General features: G+C 59.4%; 17 protein-coding genes. 1 reads left to right on the top strand and 16 read right to left on the bottom strand.

Annotation, left to right across the window (positions count from 1 at the left end; all coding sequences use genetic code 11):
* Positions 1-571 precede the first annotated feature (571 nt).
* Both VCA57_RS05200 and VCA57_RS05195 read right to left on the bottom strand, forming a co-directional pair.
* A complete protein-coding gene (locus tag VCA57_RS05200) occupies positions 572-1,180 on the bottom strand; it encodes a flavin reductase family protein (RefSeq protein WP_411183899.1) in 609 nt (202 codons plus the stop codon).
* Positions 1,180-1,458 (bottom strand): hypothetical protein, encoded by a 279-nt coding sequence (locus VCA57_RS05195; RefSeq protein ID WP_411183898.1) that lies wholly within the window; start codon positions 1,456-1,458, stop codon positions 1,180-1,182. The genes VCA57_RS05200 and VCA57_RS05195 overlap by 1 nt, the downstream gene beginning before the upstream one ends.
* Before the next feature lie 220 nt (positions 1,459-1,678).
* On the opposite strand from VCA57_RS05195, the gene VCA57_RS05190 reads away from it, so the two are divergent.
* Positions 1,679-2,704: a patatin-like phospholipase family protein gene (locus tag VCA57_RS05190; protein ID WP_411183897.1), complete on the top strand. Its 1,026-nt coding sequence runs from the start codon at positions 1,679-1,681 to the stop codon at positions 2,702-2,704.
* On the opposite strand, the gene VCA57_RS05185 is transcribed toward VCA57_RS05190, so the two are convergent.
* The 14 genes from VCA57_RS05185 to VCA57_RS05120 all read right to left on the bottom strand — a co-directional run bounded on the left by VCA57_RS05185 (position 2,701) and on the right by VCA57_RS05120 (position 19,444).
* Positions 2,701-3,393, bottom strand: a complete 693-nt coding sequence (locus VCA57_RS05185; protein WP_411183896.1) for a response regulator — start codon at positions 3,391-3,393, stop codon at positions 2,701-2,703. The two genes, VCA57_RS05190 and VCA57_RS05185, sit on opposite strands and share 4 nt — an antisense overlap.
* Positions 3,394-3,403: 10 nt before the next feature.
* Positions 3,404-6,058 (bottom strand): DUF4118 domain-containing protein, encoded by a 2,655-nt coding sequence (locus tag VCA57_RS05180; RefSeq protein WP_411183895.1) that lies wholly within the window; start codon positions 6,056-6,058, stop codon positions 3,404-3,406.
* 5 nt (positions 6,059-6,063) lie between these two features.
* A complete protein-coding gene (kdpC, locus tag VCA57_RS05175) occupies positions 6,064-6,630 on the bottom strand; it encodes a potassium-transporting ATPase subunit KdpC (protein WP_411183894.1) in 567 nt (188 codons plus the stop codon).
* A gap of 186 nt (positions 6,631-6,816) precedes the next feature.
* The gene (gene kdpB / locus VCA57_RS05170) at positions 6,817-8,868 is read right to left on the bottom strand and encodes a potassium-transporting ATPase subunit KdpB (protein ID WP_411183893.1); all 2,052 of its coding nucleotides are present in this window, start codon (positions 8,866-8,868) and stop codon (positions 6,817-6,819) included.
* A gap of 12 nt (positions 8,869-8,880) precedes the next feature.
* The gene (gene kdpA / locus VCA57_RS05165) at positions 8,881-10,581 is read right to left on the bottom strand and encodes a potassium-transporting ATPase subunit KdpA (protein ID WP_411183892.1); all 1,701 of its coding nucleotides are present in this window, start codon (positions 10,579-10,581) and stop codon (positions 8,881-8,883) included.
* An 8-nt stretch (positions 10,582-10,589) separates the two neighbouring features.
* Positions 10,590-10,679 carry a K(+)-transporting ATPase subunit F gene (gene kdpF / locus VCA57_RS05160; RefSeq protein ID WP_090253391.1) on the bottom strand — a complete coding sequence of 30 codons (90 nt, stop codon included), beginning with the start codon at positions 10,677-10,679 and terminating at the stop codon, positions 10,590-10,592.
* Positions 10,680-10,901: 222 nt separating this feature from the next.
* Complete coding sequence (locus VCA57_RS05155) at positions 10,902-12,389, bottom strand: YdgA family protein (protein ID WP_411183891.1); 1,488 nt, start codon at positions 12,387-12,389, stop codon at positions 10,902-10,904.
* Positions 12,390-12,669: 280 nt separating this feature from the next.
* Positions 12,670-13,746 carry an AI-2E family transporter gene (locus tag VCA57_RS05150; RefSeq protein ID WP_411183890.1) on the bottom strand — a complete coding sequence of 359 codons (1,077 nt, stop codon included), beginning with the start codon at positions 13,744-13,746 and terminating at the stop codon, positions 12,670-12,672.
* A 90-nt stretch (positions 13,747-13,836) separates the two neighbouring features.
* Complete coding sequence (locus tag VCA57_RS05145; protein WP_411183889.1) at positions 13,837-14,649, bottom strand: DUF4892 domain-containing protein; 813 nt, start codon at positions 14,647-14,649, stop codon at positions 13,837-13,839.
* On the bottom strand, positions 14,646-15,308 hold the full coding sequence (locus VCA57_RS05140; RefSeq protein WP_411183888.1) for a glutathione S-transferase family protein: 663 nt from the start codon (positions 15,306-15,308) through the stop codon (positions 14,646-14,648). The genes VCA57_RS05145 and VCA57_RS05140 overlap by 4 nt, the downstream gene beginning before the upstream one ends.
* Positions 15,309-15,359: 51 nt before the next feature.
* Positions 15,360-16,223 carry an alpha/beta fold hydrolase gene (locus VCA57_RS05135; RefSeq protein WP_411183887.1) on the bottom strand — a complete coding sequence of 288 codons (864 nt, stop codon included), beginning with the start codon at positions 16,221-16,223 and terminating at the stop codon, positions 15,360-15,362.
* Positions 16,220-17,029, bottom strand: coding sequence for an alpha/beta fold hydrolase (locus tag VCA57_RS05130; protein ID WP_411183886.1), 810 nt, complete (start codon positions 17,027-17,029; stop codon positions 16,220-16,222). The genes VCA57_RS05135 and VCA57_RS05130 overlap by 4 nt, the downstream gene beginning before the upstream one ends.
* Before the next feature lie 238 nt (positions 17,030-17,267).
* Positions 17,268-17,714, bottom strand: a complete 447-nt coding sequence (locus VCA57_RS05125) for a hotdog fold thioesterase (protein WP_411183885.1) — start codon at positions 17,712-17,714, stop codon at positions 17,268-17,270.
* A 62-nt stretch (positions 17,715-17,776) separates the two neighbouring features.
* Entirely contained in the window at positions 17,777-19,444 is a 1,668-nt protein-coding gene (locus VCA57_RS05120; protein WP_411183884.1) for an AMP-binding protein, read from the bottom strand.
* Between the last annotated feature and the right edge of the window lie 136 nt (positions 19,445-19,580).

Genomic DNA, 19,580 nt, shown 5'->3' with positions numbered 1-19,580 from the left:
ACATAACGGTCGAAGGCAGCCAGGTACTCAGCCATGGCCGCCGCCACCTCATCGAGCCCCTGGCGTTCCTCCGCGGGCAACAACACCTGCAGTTCGGTACTGGCCTGAAGAATTTGCTGCGCTTGTTCATGCAAGCGAGTGGCGTGCTGCTTATCACCGGTTAGGGCGAAATCCTGCTCGCTACGACGTATCTGCATAACCTGGCTATTGATTGCACTCATGCGTTCAAGCAACGTCGAACGAGCACTGACATCCCGCAAAGCAAGAAACCCGGTGGCGGCAACCAACGCTGTTAGCGCCAAAACAATGCCAAAACCCGTGGCCAATTTCGTGGCCGTGCTGAAACTGGCGACCCGCCGTTGCACAAAAGTCCACATAGCTCCCCCTGCGCGAATGGTCGCAAGGCAGCCATGCGCTGCCTGCATCCCAGTCGGGCAACATAGGAGCACAGCCTTACTGGCGACAAGCCAGCATGCAGGCGGTTTGGTGCTAATAGCTAAAAGGAGGTCGTTTTTGACATATTTGCCACGTCAAACCGGGCGATTTGACGCAACCAGCACTCCCGAAATTATCAACTAGGCCGCTGCAACTCGAAGGTGTCGCGGGTTCGGCTGTAGGCCATACCACCCAATCTGCCGACCAAATCCAGCTTGTGTGGGTCGATACGGCCTTTTTCATTGAGCACCGCATCATCGATATGCGCTAACAGCACCTCAGCGAAAATCAGCTGGCAATTCGCGGCATTGGGCGGATAAGGCAGGATCTGCGCCACGCGACACTCAAAAGCCACTGCCGCGCCCGCGACCCGAGGCGGAGCAACTCGCTGTGAAGGTAACGATGCAATCCCACACTGCTCAAACTCACTGATGCCATAAGGCAGCACAGATGCACTGGCATTCATCGCCTCGGCCTGGGCGAAAGACACCAGCTGGATCACCAACTCGCCGCTGGCCTGCACATTCAGCAGGGTATCTTTCAGCGTGCCATCGGCACGGTGATTGACGTTAACCATCAAGGTCGGTGGGTCATCGCTAATCACTTGAAAGAAGCTAAACGGGGCCAAGTTGCTAACGCCCTCAGGCGATTGACTGGAGACCCAAGCAATCGGTCGCGGGGTAATGGTCGATGCTAGCCAGCGGTAGCGCTCAAACGGTTCGAGTTTAGTGAAATCCAGTTGCATCAGCGCCCTGCTCGCGATTCACGAATATAGAAACGGGCACGTTCGGACTTAGCCGTACAGCCCTTGTACCCCTCAAACTGCTGCTGGGTTTTCGCCGCAGTCAGCAGCGACAGCGCCTTAGAATAGCTCACCGTGCCAGCAAAACCCTCAGCCTTGGCCAGATCCAGCTCACGCCAGGCAGCATCCAGCTGATTGGCGCAGTTATTGCGGTACGCAGTTTTACCCGCACAGCCGCTAAGCACCAACAGCAACATGGGCAATACGATCCACAGTTTCATCAGGTAACTCCAGGAAGATAGACAGTCGATTGATTCAATCAGAACACAGCGATACAGCCACTAAGACGCGCAAAATTGGCAAAAGTGCCAATACGCCAGCATGCGTATTCATAATCAGCGAACTCAGGTGAAAACCAGGCCTAAAAACAACCAATCGCGCCTTGGCGTTAGCTCGCGCCACGCGTATGTTCGCAGCATGGACCTTCACGGAGAACGACGGATGAGCAAGCGCATTGCGCTGGTACTGGGCTCCGGTGGCGCGCGTGGTTATGCGCATATCGGTGTTATCGAGGAGCTGGAAGCCCGTGGTTATGAAATCGCCTGTGTTGCTGGCTGCTCCATGGGCGCGGTGGTCGGTGGCATCTACGCCGCAGGCAAGCTTAAGGAATACCGCGAATGGACGCAGAGCCTGGATTACCTCGACGTGCTGCGCCTGATTGATGTGAGCTTTCGCCTCGGCGCGATTCGCGGTGAGAAGGTCTTCGGCAAGATTCGCGAAATAGTCGGCGAGATCAACATCGAGGACCTGCCAATCCCCTTCACCGCCGTCGCCACTGACCTTACTAACCAGCAGGAAATCTGGTTTCAGGAAGGCTGCATGCACCAAGCCATGCGCGCCTCGGCGGCGATTCCCAGCCTGTTCACCCCAGTGGTACAGGGCAAACGCATGCTGGTCGATGGCGGCCTGCTCAACCCACTGCCCATCGTGCCAGTGGTATCCGCACACTGCGACCTGATCGTTGCAGTCAACCTCAACTCAACCAACCAACAGCACTACGAGCTGCCAGTAATTGAGCGCACACCGGCACTTAAAGGTCGCTTTGACCTGTTGATGAGCTCTCTCGGCTCACACCTGCCGTCGTTCAAGCGCAAACCTGGTGAGGACGACGAGCTGCTGTTACTGGAGGACAACAGCAACAGACTGCAACCTGAGGCCATCAACCCTTGGCAGCAAAATGCCCGTGGTAATTTAGGCAAACCCGCCGCGCCAAAATCCGCCAGCGGTTCGCGTGTGGCCGATTTGAGCGGCCCAGCCTCATTGCTGGAACTGATCAACCAGAGCTTTGAAGTGATGCAGACCTCATTGTCGCAGTACAAAATCGCCGGTTATCCACCGGATATCCTGATTAACGTGCCCAAGCGGGTGTGCCGCTTCTTCGAGTTCTACAAAGCACCGGAGCTGATCATGCTAGGCCGGCAGATCGCCAGCGATACCCTGGATAAGTACGAGCGTGGCGACCGTTAAGCTTCACGCAGGCGATAGCCAACGCCAGCTTCGGTGACGATAAAGCGCGGCGCGGTGGGGTCGTCGCTGAGCTTCTGCCGCAGATGGCCGACCACCACACGCAGGTAGTGGCTGTCCTCGCCATGGGTGGGGCCCCAGATGTCCTTGAGCAGTTGCTGCTGGGTCACCACCCGGCCGATATGCCGCGCCAGTTGCGCCAGCACCGCGTATTCCTTGCGGGTCAGGCTAACTTCAAGCCCCTCCAGGCGGACCCGGCGATAGGCAAAATCCACCTGCAGCGGACCGCTGCTGACCGTAGCGCCGGCCTGTTCCACCCCGCCGGCCAGACGCAGCAATACACGCACGCGGGCGAGGAACTCCTGAATGCCGAACGGCTTGGTCACGTAGTCGTTGGCCCCGCCATCCAGCGCCAGCACTTTCTCGACCTCGCTGGCCCGCACCGACAGCACCAACACGGGCACCTGCGACCACACGCGTAGCTCACGCAGCACCTGCTGCCCGTCCATATCCGGCAAACCGAGGTCGAGCACCACTAAATCCGGTTTAGCCAAGGCTGCTTGCGCCAGACCTTCCTGCCCCGTGGCCCCTTCCAGCACTTTGTAGCCCTGCGCCGTAAGGCTGATACGCAGAAACTTGCGAATCTGCGCTTCATCGTCAATGACCAGAATGGTCGCAGGGTTATGGCTCATGGCTTACTCATCACTGTTCGTCTTCCATCTGCGGCTGCGTGTGCAATGGCAGGTGCAGGGTCATGCTCGTACCCAAACCATCAAGCCCCTCACTCACCGTTACCCGGCCGCCATGGGCGCCGAGCATGCCCTGGCAGATCGCCAGCCCCAGACCAGTACCCTGGCCACCGCGATCACCACGGGCGGCGGTGTAGAACATGTCGAAAATCTTCGCGCGCTCATGCTCGGGAATACCCGGCCCCTGGTCACTGACAATAAAGCGCAGTTGCTCGGTATCCGCTTCGATGGCCACACGTAAACGCCCCTGGGGTGGAGAAAAGCGCGCCGCATTTTCCAGCACATTGACCAATGCCTGCTCAATCAACGCCGCATGCACATACAGCAGCGGCAATTGCGGCGGTGCATGTATCTCCAGCAGTAATGCGGACAATACCGCGCGCAGGCGCTGCGTCGCACTGGCGACGACATCTGCGGGCGCCACCCAGTCTCGCTCTAATTTCAGGCCACCGTGACCTAGACGGGTCATATCCAGCAGATTCTGGATATAGCGATCGAGACGCTCAGCTTCATCACGCGTGCCCTCCAGCAGTTCGCGGCGATCAGCCATCGGGATCTGCTCGCCAAGGGCCAGCAAGCTGTCGATTGAACCGCGCATGGCCGTTAGCGGTGTGCGCAAATCATGCGACACAGACGCCAGCAAGGCGCTGCGCAACTCTTCGGTTTGCCCATGCAAGCGCGCGGCTTCAAGGTCTTCGGCCAGCTGCGCGCGTTGCAACGCCTGCGCCAAGGGCTGGCCAAGCGCGGTAAGCAAGCGCCGCTGTTCGGCAGGCAATGCTCCGCCATCACGGGGGCTTACGCCGAGCAGTAGCAACGGCCCGTCCTCGCCCGACAACGGCCACCACCAGCAACGTCCATCCGGCAAGGTGCCGGTGCCAAGCCCGGCCGGTTGCTGATGCTGCCAAGACCAGTCCGCCGCCGCGCGCTCTTGGTCTGTGAGCAACCGTTGCACGCCTGCCTCCACCTGCCACACACCATCGGGGCTACGCGACAGCAAGCCAATATCGACCTCCTGCCACAGGCCGAATTGCTGCATGGCCGCCGCCAGCACTGCCTGACGGTCGGTGGCGGCAGTCAGCTTGCGTGATAACTCCAGCAATGCGCTGGTTTCTCTTTGCGTCTCGCGCAGCGCCTGCAATTGCCTGCGCTGACGGCTCGCCAAGTTACCGGTGAGCCCGGCCATCAGCAGAAAAAACAACAGCGTCAGCACATCTTCCTGACGCTCGATGGTCAGGGTCAGGGTCGGCGGGATAAACAGAAAGTTGTACGCCAGAAACGACAGCCCCGCACAGACCATGGCTGGCCCCAGGCTGCTGCGCACGGCCACAACCAGAACTGCAGCCAGCAGGATCAGCGAAATATTCGGCAGTTCAACCACGCGGGACAAGCCCAGCGCAAGAGCAGATGCCAGCGCGGTGGCCAACAGCGCCAGTAGATAATCGGCCCAAACCAGTTGCTGAGGGCGATGCGCGCGTACCGGGGCACCACTCACCTGCGTGTCGAGCACGCTGATTTCCAGGCCCTGGCCCAATTGCAACAGACGCTCAGCGAGGCCGCGACCCAAGCGCCAGAGTCGGTACAAGCGCTGCTGACTACGACCCACCAGAATCAAACTGGCGCGCCGTTCGCGAGCATGTTCAACCAGGGTTTTCGCCACCTCACCGCCGCGCAAACTGACCACCTCGCCGCCCAGACGCTCAGCCAGTTGTTGCGCACCTTGCAGGTAACCGAGGCGCGTTTCGTCACGCTCACCACCGGTGTCGACATGCACCACCGACCAAGGCAGATGACGGCGCTCGGCCACCCGACAGGCGTGCCGCACCAGGCGCTCGGCCTGGTCATCGCCATCAATACCAACCAGCAAGCGACCACGCACCGCCGGCGCTTGCTGGCCCTGTTGGCTATAGCGCCGACTCAGATCGGCATCGACCCGCGCGGCGGCGGTCTGCATCGCCAGCTCGCGCAGCGCGGTGAGGTTGGTCTGGCTGAAGAAGGCATCGATAGCCGCCCGCGCCTGCTCAGGCACATACACCTTGCCTTCACGCAGGCGCTCAAGCAGCTCGCGCGGTGGCAGGTCGATCAGCAAAATCTCGTCGGCTTCCTGCAGTACCCAGTCCGGCAGGGTTTCGCGCACCTGCACGCCGGTGATGTCGCGCACTTGGTCGTTCAGCGCTTCAAGGTGTTGCACGTTGACCGTGGTGTAGACGTCGATACCAGCACTGAGCAGTTCCTGCACGTCCTGCCAGCGTTTGCTGTGACGGCTGCCAGGGGCGTTGCTGTGCGCCAATTCATCGACCAGCAGCAGCTTCGGTGGCTGGGCGAGAATGCCATCGAGATCCATCTCGCTCAGCGCCACACCACGGTATTCCAGGCGCTGCTGCGGTTGTTGCGGTAAGCCCGTAAGCATCGCCTCGGTTTCCGCACGGCCGTGGGTTTCCACCACACCCACGCGCAGGTCGACACCCTGGCGCAGCTGCGCCTGCGCCGCCTGCAACATGGCGTAGGTCTTACCCACGCCCGGCGCCGCACCGAGGAAGACCTTCAGCCGGCCGCGTCCTTCGCGCGGCATATCATCCAGCAGGGCATCGGCGCGTACGGCATCGCTCATGCAAGTTACTCAGTTTTGACGAGGGACGAATTGTCGGCCAGCGCCAGGTTCAGCGCCAGCACATTGACCACCGCCGGCCCCACTAATGGACGCTCAACATGCTGTTCAATCAGACGTTTCAGGCTGGCTGGGGCAATCCCCCGCGCTGCCGCCACTCGCGCCAGCTGATACTCAGCGGCAACGGGTGACAAATGCGGGTCGAGACCACTACCAGAGGTGGTCAGCAATTGCATGGGCACCGCGCCCTGGTCCTCGCGATATAAACCCTGGGCATCCTTGGCGATACGCTCAGCCAGCGCCGGGTTGCTCGCGGCCAAGTTGCTCGCACCGCTGGCCACTGTGGCGTAATCAGCGGCTGAAGGGCGCGGCTGAAACCACTGCTTGCCCTCAAAGGGTTGTGCCAGTAACGCGCTGCCGAGCACCTCGCCTTGGGCATTACGCAGCAGGCTACCGTTGGCCTGCGCCGGGAATGCCAGTTGCGCCACAGCGGTGACCGCCAGGGGGTAAACCACGCCGGCGAGCAGGGTCATAACGGCCAGCAGGCTGATGGCTGGGCGGATTTGCTTAAACATGCATGTTCTCCAGATTTGGTGTAGCCCGGATGCAATCCGGGGACAGGATTTCCCGGATTGCATCCGGGCTACAGATTACGGGTGCTTAAACCAGCTCGTAGGATGGGTTGAGCGCAGCGATACCCATCAAAAAGTGACGTTGGGTATCGCTACGCTCAACGCCAACCTACAAAAACACGGCCCTCGTCACACCAGCCCTACCGCCACCAACAGCAGATCAATCAGCTTGATCCCGATAAAGGGTGCCACCAGGCCACCCAAGCCATAAATCAACAGGTTGCGGCGCAACAGGCTGGCAGCATCGGCGGCTTCTACACGCACCCCGCGCAGGGCCAGGGGAATCAACGCGACGATGATCAGCGCGTTGAACACAATGGCCGAGAGAATCGCGCTCTGCGGGCTGTGCAGTTGCATCAGGTTGAGCGCGCCAAGTTGCGGATAAATGCCAGTGAACAGCGCCGGAAGGATGGCGAAGTACTTGGCCACGTCGTTGGCCACCGAGAAGGTGGTCAGCGCACCACGGGTTACCAGCAATTCCTTGCCGACCTGCACCACATCGAGCAGTTTGGTTGGATCGGAGTCGAGGTCGACCAGGTTGGCCGCTTCACGCGCGGCCTGGGTGCCGTCGTTCATCGCCAGGCCAACATCGGCCTGAGCCAGTGCCGGGGCGTCGTTGGCACCGTCACCGCACATGGCAACCATCTTGCCTTCGGCCTGTTCAGTGCGAATGCGCTGCAGCTTCTTCTCCGGGGTGGCTTCAGCAATCACATCATCAACGCCGGCTTCGGCGGCAATCGCGGCGGCGGTCAGCGGGTTATCACCAGTCACCATGACGGTGCGAATACCCATGGCGCGCAGCTCGGCAAAACGCTCGCGAATGCCCGGCTTGACCACATCTTTGAGGTGAATGGCGCCTAGCAGCTTGCCGTCTCCTGCCACCAGCAAAGGCGTGCCGCCACTTTGGGCGATTTTCTCGATTTCACGGGCCAACTGCGCCGGCACATCACGACGCTCGATGCCGAGGTAAAGCAGCACCGCATCCACCGCGCCTTTGCGGTAACTGTGGCCGTTGTAGTCGGCACCGGAGAGGCGGGTTTCCGCGCTAAAAGCGATGGACTTGATCGCACTGCGTTCAGGCTCCTGCATCGCGCTCACGCCACGCAGGTACTCGACAATCGACTTGCCCTCAGCGGTGTCGTCAGCCAACGAGGCCAACAAGGCAGCGTCATTGAGTGCCGTGTCAGAAACCCCAGGGGCTCTGTACAGGGCGCTGCAGCGGCGGTTGCCAAAGGTGATGGTGCCGGTCTTATCCAACAACAGCACATGCACGTCCCCTGCTGCCTCCACCGCACGGCCGGACTTGGCGATCACGTTCAGGCGCACCAGGCGGTCCATGCCGGCGATGCCGATGGCCGACAACAAGCCGCCGATGGTGGTTGGGATCAGCGTCACCAGCAGCGCCACCAGGTACACCAACGGCAGGTCGCCGCCGGAGTAACGGGCAAACGGCTGCAAGGTCGCCACCACCAGCAGGAAGATCAGGCTCAAGCCGATCAGCAGAATATCCAGCGCCACTTCGTTGGGCGTCTTCTGCCGTTTGGCACCCTCAACCAGGGCAATCATGCGGTCCAGGGTCGATTCGCCAGGATTGGCGGTGATCTGCACCAGCAACCAGTCGGAAACCACGAGGGTGTTGCCGGTAACCGCCGAGCGATCACCACCGGACTCGCGAATCACCGGCGCGGACTCACCGGTAATCGCCGCCTCGTTAACCGCCGCGATGCCTTCGATCACCTCGCCATCGCCGGGGATAAACTCACCGGACTCGACTCGCACAATGTCACCACGGCGCAGGCTGCTGGCCGCTACGGTCTCGAACTGCTGACCATTCTTGCGTCGCGCATTCAGCCCTTGGCTTCCGGCCTTGAGGCTATCGGCGCGGGCCTTGCCCCGGCCTTCGGCAAGCGCCTCAGCGAAGTTGGCAAACAGCACGGTAAACCACAGCCAAAGCGCGATTTGCACGGCCAGGCCGGTAGAAACCTGTGGGCTAGGGATAAAACACAGCACGCTGGTCACCAGCGCAGTCAACTCGACCACCAGCATCACCGGCGAGCGCAGTAACTGGCGTGGGTCGAGTTTGACGAAAGCCTGGCGCAGGGCCGGCTGCCATAACGCGGCAAGCGCGGTTTTGGGCTGTTGCTGGGCGCTGTTCAGCGCGGATTCGGAACGGGCATTCATCATGGTTCTCCCTTAGAAGCCCTGAAATAGAGTCAGGTGTTCGGCAATCGGGCCGAGGGCCAGTGCCGGTAGGAAGGTCAGGCCGCCGACCAGCAAGACGGTCAAGGTCAACAGGGTGACAAACAACGGGCCATGGGTCGGAAAGCTGTTGCTGCCAACCGGCGAGCGTTTCTTCGCGGCCAGGCTGCCGGCAATCGCCAGGATCGGCAGGATGTAACCGAAGCGGCCGAGCAGCATGGCCAGGCCGATCATCACGTTGTGATATGGGGTACCCGCGGCAAATCCGGCAAAGGCTGAACCGTTGTTGGCTGTACCCGAGGTGTAGGCATAGAGCACCTGGCTAAAACCGTGAGCACCGGGATTGCTGACCGACGCTGCCGGGCCGGGCAGGCTGACGGCCAACGCGCCAAGCACCAGCACACCCAGCGGCATCACCAGCAGGGTTGCTACCAGCAGGCGCACTTCGCGGGCTTCGAGTTTCTTGCCGAGGTATTCCGGGGTGCGACCAATCATCAAGCCAGCGAGAAATACCGCGATCAACACAAATAACAGCATGCCGTAGAGCCCTGCCCCAACGCCGCCGAAGATCACTTCGCCAAGCATCATGTTGAACATCGGGATCATCCCGCCCAGTGGGCTGAAGCTGTCGTGCATGGCGTTGACCGAACCGCTCGAAGCGGCCGTGGTAGTCACCGCCCAAAGCGCTGAAGCGGTAGTCCCGAAGCGGCTTTCCTTGCCTTCCAGTGAGCCACTCTGCTCAATCGGTAACGCGCTCAGCGCCGGATTAGGCTGATACTCGGCGTACAGGGTGCCGGCCAGACCAATGCTGAACAGAATCAACATACAGGCCAGCAACGCCCGGCTCTGGCGCAGGTCTTTGACGTAGTGGCCAAAGGTGAACAGCAAGGCGGCCGGAATCAGGAGGATCGACACCACCTCGAACAGGTTGCTCCAGGCCGTGGGGTTCTCGAACGGGTGCGCCGAATTGACGCCGAAGAAGCCGCCACCGTTGGTACCGAGCTGTTTAATGGCAATCTGGCTGGCAGCCGGGCCGAGTGGTACGACCTGATCGGCACCGCTCACGGTATGCGCCGTGACATAAGCCAGAAAGGTTTGTGGCACCCCTTGCCAGACCAGCAACAACGCCAGCACCAGGCAGAACGGCAGCAAACCATAGAGCGCGGCGCGGGTCAGGTCGACCCAGAAGTTACCAACACTGTTGCTTGAGCGCCGCGCGATACCACGGCAGAACACCACCAGCACGGCCAAGCCGACCGCAGGGCTGACGAAGTTCTGCACACCGAGGCCAACCATCTGGCTGAAGTAGCTCATCTGCGCTTCACCGCTATAAGCCTGCCAGTTGGTATTGGTGACAAAACTCACTGCGGTGTTGAACGCCAACGGCCAATCCAACCCCGCAAAATGTTGCGGATTAAGCGGCAAGCTGCCCTGCAGCATGAGGATGGCAAACAGCGTCACCAGGCTGGCCAGAGTAAAGGCCAGCAGCGCCAGGGCGTAGTTTTTCCAGTCCTGCTCAGCTTCACTGTCAACACCGGCGACCCGGTAGCAAAGCCGCTCAACCGGCAGCAACACAGGGCTCAGCCAGGTTTTTTCGCCCTCCATCACGCGGTACAGATAACGCCCAATAAAAGGCGCCGGCAGCAGCACCAACGCGAAGAACGCCAGGATCAAGGTGAAATCGTAACTGTGCATATACGCCTCTACGCTTGATCAGCGCGCAGCAGCGCAACCAACAGATAGATGAATAGTCCCAGGGCCAGGCCTAAGGACACCCCGTCGAGAATGCTCATGTGTTTGCTCCTTGTTGCGCTTGCTTGCGCGTGGAGCAAATTGTCGACAACCAGGGCGTAAAGGAACGAGTGCGGACCAGGCCGCCCGGCATAAAGAAAGCGTAAAGATCGCTTACGAGGGGCACAAAAAACGGCCAGGCACCCTGTTTTGCAGGTCGCCTGGCCGCATTGACTGTGCGGGCTACACCAGTGAACTAGCCCTGAGGATGTTACGGAGGGGGCTTACTGGCCCATGCCGGCCAGACCGCCACCGCTGCTCATAAGCAAGGCAACGAACTGCTCGACGGTCATCTGTTTGCCGTTAAAGGTCACCTGATCATTCGCGTACTGCAGGCTGGAGCTGATGTTCTCAGCGTCGGCGCTCGCCAACTCGCTGGCCACGGCGATACCACTGGCCATCTCAGCCATCATGCTCGCCTGCTGGGCAATCGCCTCCTTGTCGGTTTCGCCAGCAAGTGCCGCTTGTATACCCACCACATCGCTGATCATGGCTTTGGATACCTGCAACTTGACCTCCAGCTGGGCAATCAGTTGTTTGACCAACTCAGGCGCAGGCAGGTCGAAGGACGCTGGTTTATCCAGGTCCAGGGCGAAGTTGAAACTGCTCTCGCCATTGGCGGTTTTAAACGACAGATTTTCCAGGGCCAGACTCGGCTTGCCGGCCAGGAGTTTTTCCAGATCGGCTTTAAACTGTGCGGCCTGCTCGTCGCTCAGCTGCGGCATGCCGCTTTCACTGTCGACCTGGCCGTTTTGCAGCAAGGTGCCGTACAAGGTGATCATCGATTGCAGGGCGGCGGCATCAAGGTTCGTCACGTTCCACTGCATGTGCGATGAGCCGATGTCCTGGCCTTGGTAGCTGATCATGCCCACGTCATAGCCGTAGCGCGCCGCTAGCTGCTGGTTGGTTTCGCTGGTTTCATCGTGCTGAACAAAATCCTTGAACAGGATCGGCGCAGCCTCGCCCACTTGCAGCTCGATCACCTGCATACGCACTTCGTTGCGGCCCAGGTAAAACTCACTGCTGCCTTTGCGCGTATTGCTATTGAGGCTCATGCCTTTTAACTCAATGCGCATGTCTTCATCACTGGCCAGCGTAGAGCTGACTTTGAAGCTGTCCATCATGCCAGTGGCGGCAATCTGCTCGGCATTGGCGCTGGCATCAAAGTCGATCTTGAGGCCGCTGAAGTCGATATTGGTCTGCTCATCCAACGCCACTTGTAGCGGTTGTAGCTGCAGATTACCGCTCATCGAGCGGTCATAGCCCAGGCTGACCTGCCCCTGCAACGGCGCACCGTCCTGGCTGCCAGCAAACCATTTTTCCAACTGCGGGCTGCGTTCCAGTTGGTAATTGCTGGTAGCCATAACAGGCAGCAGCTTGAATGCCTTGAGGCGGGACAATGGCAGCGGGCCGTGTTCGATGTGGTCCGCAACGGTCCACTCAAACGTGCTGGGCGATTCCCCATCGAAGCTGCCAACAACCTGAATTCGATAGCGCGCGTCACTGCTGAACAGTTGACGCTCCAACGACAGTAGCTCGAGCGTGGCGGTAAAGCCCGCCGCTGGCAGGGTCTTGGCCATGCTCTGATTGGCCTGCTGGATCGAGGTGTCCAGCACGGCGGGCAGTTGTTGGCCGGTGTACCAGGCACCGGCGGTGCTCAATGCACCGAGAACGGCAACAACGCCCAAAGCGCTGAGGGCAATTTTCTTCATGGGGATCAATCCTGCGTGTCCGTTGATTGTTTAAAAAGCCTTCCTTGTCACCGTATTCGCTAATTACCAGCGTCACGGTTTGAGGCACACCAGCCGACGACTGGCGAAAAGCGCGCGCAGGCTACCACCAGGCCCGGTGGTGACCAAGCAAGGTTGATGCGCCTCAACTGAAAATGCCAACCCGCTCGAATAACCGCGGGTAATATTAGGGGCTGTTGCAGTTTCATCGCGAGCCGCGTTGCTGCGAGTGAAACGGCAACAGCCCCTAGCCAAGTAGCAGCTAACTCTGCGGTTTATCGCTCTCCAGCGCCTTGGTAGTCGGCTGTACTGCGGGCACGCCAACCCAGTCGCTCAGCAGGCTATAGGCCACAGCCAGCAAGGTTGGGCCGAGGAACAGTCCCATAAAACCGAAGGCCAGAATGCCGCCGAATACGCCAAGCAGCACCACGATCAATGGCAGGTTGCCGCCACGGCTGATCAAGTACGGTTTGAGGATGTTGTCGACACCACTGATCACGAAGAAGCCCCAGATCAGCAGGAAAATCCCCATGCCGACTTCGCCCTGCCAGAATAACCAAGCAACAGCCGGGCCCCAGATCAGCGGCGGCACCATGACCAGGCTGAAGCCGAACGTCAGAATGCCCAAAATCAATGCCCCCGGAATCCCGGCGATGGTGAAACCAATCCAGGCCAAAATCGCCTGTGCTGCCGCTGTGCCGATCACGCCATTGACTACCCGCTGCACCGTGCCGGCCACCAACTCCAGATAGTGTTCGGCGCGGTCACCAATCAGTCGCTGCAACAGGCTCTCGGCAAAGGCCGCCAGACGCGGGCCATCACGATAAAAGAAGAACACCAGTATCAGGCTAAGCGCCAACTCCACCATGCCACCACCAATCCGCGCGCTGCGGGCCAGCAACCAGTTGCCCACCTGGCCCAGATACGGCTGCACGGTAGCGAAGAGCGCAGCGCCCTGCTGATCAATGGTCTGCCAGAAGCTCAGCAGGCTATCCCCCACCAGTGGCACATTAACCAGCCAGGCGGGTGCTGGCGGTAAGCCATCGACCTGAAAATCCTTGAGCAAGCTGGTCAAACCCTTGATGTGGTCGGCCAGGTTAAGCCCCAGCATAATTAGCGGCACTGCCACTAAAAGGGTCCAAACCAGGGTCAGCAGGCCAGCAGCCGTTGCTTGGCGCCCACCCAGCAAGCGGGTCAGCACGCGCATAACCGGCCAACTGGCAAAGGACAGTACGGCGGCCCAAAACAAAGCCGACCAGAACGGTGCGAGTACCCACAGGCTGGCTCCCAGTAACGCAAGCAGCAGGATCTGCACCAGCAGATGATCGTTATTGGCCATTCATACAGCTCCCAACAAAACGAAAAAGGCTCTGCCGCAAGGGGCAGAGCCGGGACATAGAGCGCCGCAAGATTACCGGTAAATCGATGTTTAGCGCAGTACGTTGAGCTGTATGCCGGTAACGTCAGGCTCACCCAACTCCAGGCGGCTGGCGCGTACTCGCTGTTCAACCAGCGCTTCACGCCAGGCTTCAGCTTGAGCACCGCTGATACTGACACGCAACGTACTATCGAGGTTAAGGCTACGCGCCAGCAACTCGACCCAGGCGGCGCTAGGCTCAGCCTGTTTGGCCAGGCGTAACTCACCCGTGCTTTTTAACTGTCGTTGCAAAGTAGCCGGCGTCGGCAAAACCTCAGCCAATGGGGCATTGGCTGCCAGCAGCTCAGCGTGCAGGTAAGCGCGTTTGTTACCACGGGTGATGCTGTACAGCGCCAGCAAGCTGTCTTGCCGAGGTGCAGCCAGACGCATCAGTACATAGGCTTGCTCATCATCGGAGCCATACAACGTGGCGTTGCCAAATACCGCATTGGCCCACAGGCTGCTTGAACCACACTCGCGGCCCACGCACCAATAAAGCAACTCAGCATCTTCAGCTTGCAGGGTTTCACGGGCTGTGGCGAATACTTCATTAGCCGAGTGAGTGCGTGGTAACTCATACGTCACGGCGGTCAACTGACCTTGAGCAGCCACTTCACGCTCGTAGCGCAAGGTGCCGCTGATACGGCGTATCGCGCCTTGCGGATAGATGCGTTCCTGCGCCGCCACGTCTTTGAAGCTGACAATCTTACTGCCGGCAAAACGCGGCAGTACTTCAAGGTCATGGCTATCGGCAACGTCTGACCAAGCAGAAGCGCTAGCCAACAGCACGCTCAGGCCGAAGCAATATCGATTAACCCAACTCATTTGATCAACATCGACTGGCCAGCTTTAACGATTTTCTCACCATCATCTTCGCGCTTTGGCACTAATAGGCCGCGCTGCACGGCGGGACGCTCAGCCAGCTCATTCATCCAGCGTTGCAAATGCTCAAGGCCTTCAACTGACACACCGGCCCAGTCGTGGATGTGCACCCAGGGATAGGTGGCAATATCGGCAATGCTGTAATCATCCGCGAGGTACTGCGCCTCGCTCAGGCGCGTATCGAGCACCTCATAAAGACGGCGGGTCTCGCGCTGATAGCGGTCAATAGGACCTTGCAGTTTTTCCGGAAAATAGCGGAAAAACACATTGGCCTGGCCTTGCATCGGCCCAACGCCGCCCATCTGGAACATCAGCCACTGAATCACCCGCGAGCGGCCCTTGGCGTCGCTAGGCAGCAGCTGGCCGGTTTTCTCGGCGAGATACAGCAGGATGGCACCGGACTCGAATACCGCGAAATCATCATTATCGCGGTCGACAATCGCCGGGATGCGGCCATTGGGATTGATTTTGAGGAAGGCCGCAGCCTTCTGCTCCTGCTTATCGAAACTCAATGCCTGCACGCTGTAAGGCAGTTGCAACTCTTCCAGTGCGATGGACACTTTATGGCCGTTTGGGGTGGCGGCGGTATACAGGTCGATCATGTGAATCTCCGTGGATATCCAGCACACCTTTCCCCAGTTGCCTTCAGCAAGTCAAGGCGCACTCAGGAATGCTTTGAAACAGTCTGCTACCAAGCCCGCCCCAACCTCATCATCGAGGTGCAAATGATGGCCGCCAGGCAGCTGTGCCACCTCTATAGCCACGCCCTCAACCAACTGACTGATACTCGGCTGTGCGAGCAACATACCCTGCTGCGCCATCACCAGTTTGGCCGGGCATTGCAGATTACGCACAAACGCCAGCGCGTGAGCCTGGGTTAGACGTAGCGGTGATGGCAGGGTCAAGCGACTGTCAGTGCGCCAGGTGTAGCCGCCGGGCACCGGCATCAGGCCGCGCTGGGCCAATAGCTCAGCTGCCTCACGGCTAACCGCGCCGACGCCGCGCATGCGCGCCTCAACCGCACGGGAGAACTCGGCATATACCGGCTTGCTCTTGCCAGCCAGGGCTAGCTGCGCCTTGAGCGCCTCGCCGAGTTTCTGCGGCGCTGTGTCCGGCTCACCGGTATAGGGAATCAGCCCATCGATCAGCGCCAGGCGAGATACACGCTCGGGCATGGCTGCCGCCAGTAACACTGAAACAATCGCGCCCATGGAATGCCCAAGCAGGGAAAAACGCTGCCAGCCGAATTGCTCGGCAACCTGCAGCACATCGTGGGCGTAATCCCAAATGGCGTAACTTGCGCCAGGCGGACGGTGATCGGAATGGCCGTGACCGGCAAAGTCCAAAGCCACGATGCGCAAACCCGGCAACAGCGGTGCCAAGCGGGAAAAGCTGGCCGCATTGTCCAGCCAGCCGTGCAGGGCAATCACCGGCTGACCATCCTCAGGCCCATATAAATGGGCCGCCAACTCAATGTGCGGCAGGCGCAGGCGCACCTCTTGGAAATTCAGGCTCATGCGCTTTTCTCGCTGGTAGGCTGGCCGGACCAGCGTTGGAGGAGTGTTTTCAGCAACGCAGCAGTGCCTTGCGGGTTCTCCAGCGGAAACATATGACCGCCGGGCAGTGTCAGGTATTCACCTTGCGGTACGCGCCGAATCAGGTGGGCGTGATGCGGCATAACCACCCTACTATGCAAACCGCGAACCATGGCCAGTGGCACTTGCAGCTGTTGTGGGCGACCTGGGCTGGTATGCGGCACGCTGCGATAAATGCTGATTTCAGTGGCGGGATCAAAACGCAAACGCAGGCTATTCGGCGTGGCCTGCAAACCATGCTCGATATAGGCATCCAGGCACTCTGGATCAAACCGGCGAAACAGGCTCTTGCCGGCAAAATAACCGCGCGCTTCGGCCGGATCGGCAAACTCCTCACGGCGGCCAAGAGTGCGCCCAGCGGGCGTAATGCGGTCGATAAAACCAAAACGCTTGGCCGCGCGAATGACAATTTTATCGGCCAGGGTCAACACCGGCGAGTCGAGCATCACCACGCCGCGATACAACTCAGGCCGGAGCAAGGCCGCGTGATAATGCAACACGCCACCCAGCGAATGGCCAACGCCCCACACCGGCTGTTGGTTGGCCTCAAGATGGTGGATCAATTCATCGACCAAATTGCTCCAGTTATCATTCACCGGAAAACGCGGATCATGGCCATGCTGCTGCAGATGCTGCACCTGATAGTCAGGTGCCAGCGCGGCAAACAGCTTGCTGTAGGTGGCCGAGGGAAAACCGTTGGCATGGGCGAAGAACACAGGCTGAGTCATGGCGGTGGGCTGATCGGAGAAGTAGGAACTGATTGTCCGGCAGCGCTTGCTATGCAGCAATGACAAAACGGCCAGTGAATGACGGCACTACAGCCAAAGCTGATGGGAGGCCCGCCAGTTGACTCGGCACTAGCGGGTTATTGGTTAGGCAGCACTCAGAACCGGTGTAACGTAATCGCTAGCAAGAGCCTGTTTTTAACGTAGCAAAACCAACGTGCAGCAGCACTATGTACAGGTTTTAGCGCAGCACCGGGCCACTCTCGCCCAACGGCACAATGGCCATGGTCAATCGCGAAATACAGCTGGCCTTACCATCCTCACCACTCAGGCGAATATCCCAAACGTGGGTAGTTCGCCCGAGGTGTATAGCGCGCGCCACTGCCGTCACCCGACCACTGCGCACGCCACGCAAGTGGTTGGCGTTCACCTCCAGACCGACGCAATAGAACTTGCTACTGTCGATACACAGATGGCTGGCGGTAGAGCCCAAGGTTTCCGCCAACACCACTGACGCGCCGCCATGCAGCAAGCCGTAAGGTTGGTGAGTACGCGAGTCGACGACCATGCTGGCGGTCAACGACTGGTCATCGAATGCCTCAAAGCGGATGTCCAATTGCTCGCCGATGGTGTTCTTCAGAAAGCCATTGAGTTGTTCGATATTCGGAGTTTGCAGCCAAAGAGCCATAGCCTGTCCTTCCTGATTTTCAGTAGAACGTGGCCGGCATCTGCTGCCGGCCACGCACCTGATCATTCGTGCCAGAGCACTGTTTCACTGCGCGAAGTCCACTCTTCGAAACGCACACCATATGTACCTTCCACCACCGCACGCTTGATCTTCAAGGTTGGCGTGAGGAAGCCGTTGTCCACGGCCCATACCTCTTTGACCAGTATCAAGCGCTGCAGCCGCTCATGCTTGTCGAGGCTCGAATTGACCTGTTCCAACAAGTTTCTCAAGCTGGCTTCCAGCTCACCACGGCCACTGTTGGCGGCTTCACTGCGGCCTACATCGGAGAGCACGCACAGCGCCATCGGTTGCGGCATGCCATCGCCAACCACGCACACCTGTTCAATGCGCGAGTGCTCGCCCAAGCGGTTTTCGATGGGGGCTGGAGCCACGTACTTGCCTTTACTGGTCTTGAATATTTCCTTAATCCGCCCGGTCAGACGCAGGTTGCCTTGGGCATCCTGCTCGCCTTTATCACCGGTACGCAGGAAGCCATCCGCAGTAATGGTTTCGGCGGTCTTTTCCGGGTCTTTGTAATAGCCCTGCATGGTTGCACCGCTACGCACCTGCACCTCACCATCCTCGGCAATGCGTACCTCAACGCCAGGACTGTTCTGTCCTATCCAACCTTGTTGAAACTTACCCGGTCGACAGACATGCGAGTAACCGCAGTTTTCGGTCATGCCATAGACCTCAAGCACATTCAGCCCCAGGCGCTTGTACCAAGTAAGCAGTGCTCCAGGTACAGGCGCCGCACCAGACAGTGCATAACGCACCGCATCCAGCCCCAGGCCGACCAGCACCTTCTTACCGACGATGCGGCCGATGATTGGCAACTTGAGGAGAAAATCCAGCTTCTCGGCCGGCATCTTGCTGTAAACGCCCATCTGGAACTTGGTCCAGATGCGCGGTACACCGAATATCACCGTTGGCCGTGCGCGCTTTAGGTCCTCAAGGAAGGTATCCAGGCTTTCGGCGAAGAAGATTGTCAGCCCCGAATAAAGCGAGGACAGCTCGACAAACATGCGTTCGGCCACGTGACACAACGGCAAATAAGACAACACACGATCGCCCTCACCCACCCCAAAAAGCGCAGTAGCATGGCTGGCGGCAAAACCGAAGTTGCTGAAGTGATGCATCACGCCTTTCGGCGTACCGGTGGTGCCGGAGGTATAGACGATGGTGGCAAGCTGGTCAGCCGCTGGCGAGGGATTGTCCTGAATAGGCGTACAAGCCTGCAAATCATCCCAAGTAAAGTTGAACTCGCCTGCCGGGCGCAGTGGCAGACCAATAGTAGAAACACCTTCCGGTATGCCAGCGGCCATGGCTGGCCAGTCATCCAACTTGCCGACAAATACCAGAGCGGCCTCAGAATGACGCAGCACCTGAGCGACCGAATCAGCCGTAAGGTTGGGGTACAGCGGCACGGAAATATGCCCGGCCATCCAGATCGCCAAATCAGTGACAATCCAGTGTGCGCAGTTCTTGGAAATGATCGCTATGCGACTGCCCTGCGGCAGTTCACGGCTACGCAACCAATTAGCCGCGCGCCGGGCCTGCTCCCCCACCTCGGCCCAACTCAATTCCTGCAGCTGACCGCTAGGCAGCGGCTGCACCATGTAGCGTTTATTCGGGTGCCGAGCTTCTCGCTCATAAAACACCTCAAGCGGCAAACGGATTGCATCAGCCACAGGGCTTCCTCCTTTGTTGTTTTTGTGGAGCCAACCAAGCAATTGCTTGGTTGGACTATTCCACGCACAACCGCGACCCGCAAGAGGAGAAATGTTTCGGTGTGTAGTGCTAGCTCAGCGCTTATTTATGTATTGA

Origin of the sequence: Pseudomonas sp., from assembly GCF_046581935.1 — a bacterium.
In the GTDB taxonomy this organism is placed as follows: Bacteria; Pseudomonadota; Gammaproteobacteria; order Pseudomonadales; family Pseudomonadaceae; genus Aquipseudomonas.
Note: the sequence above shows the minus strand (reverse complement) of the source record. Positions and strands in the feature narration are given on the sequence as shown.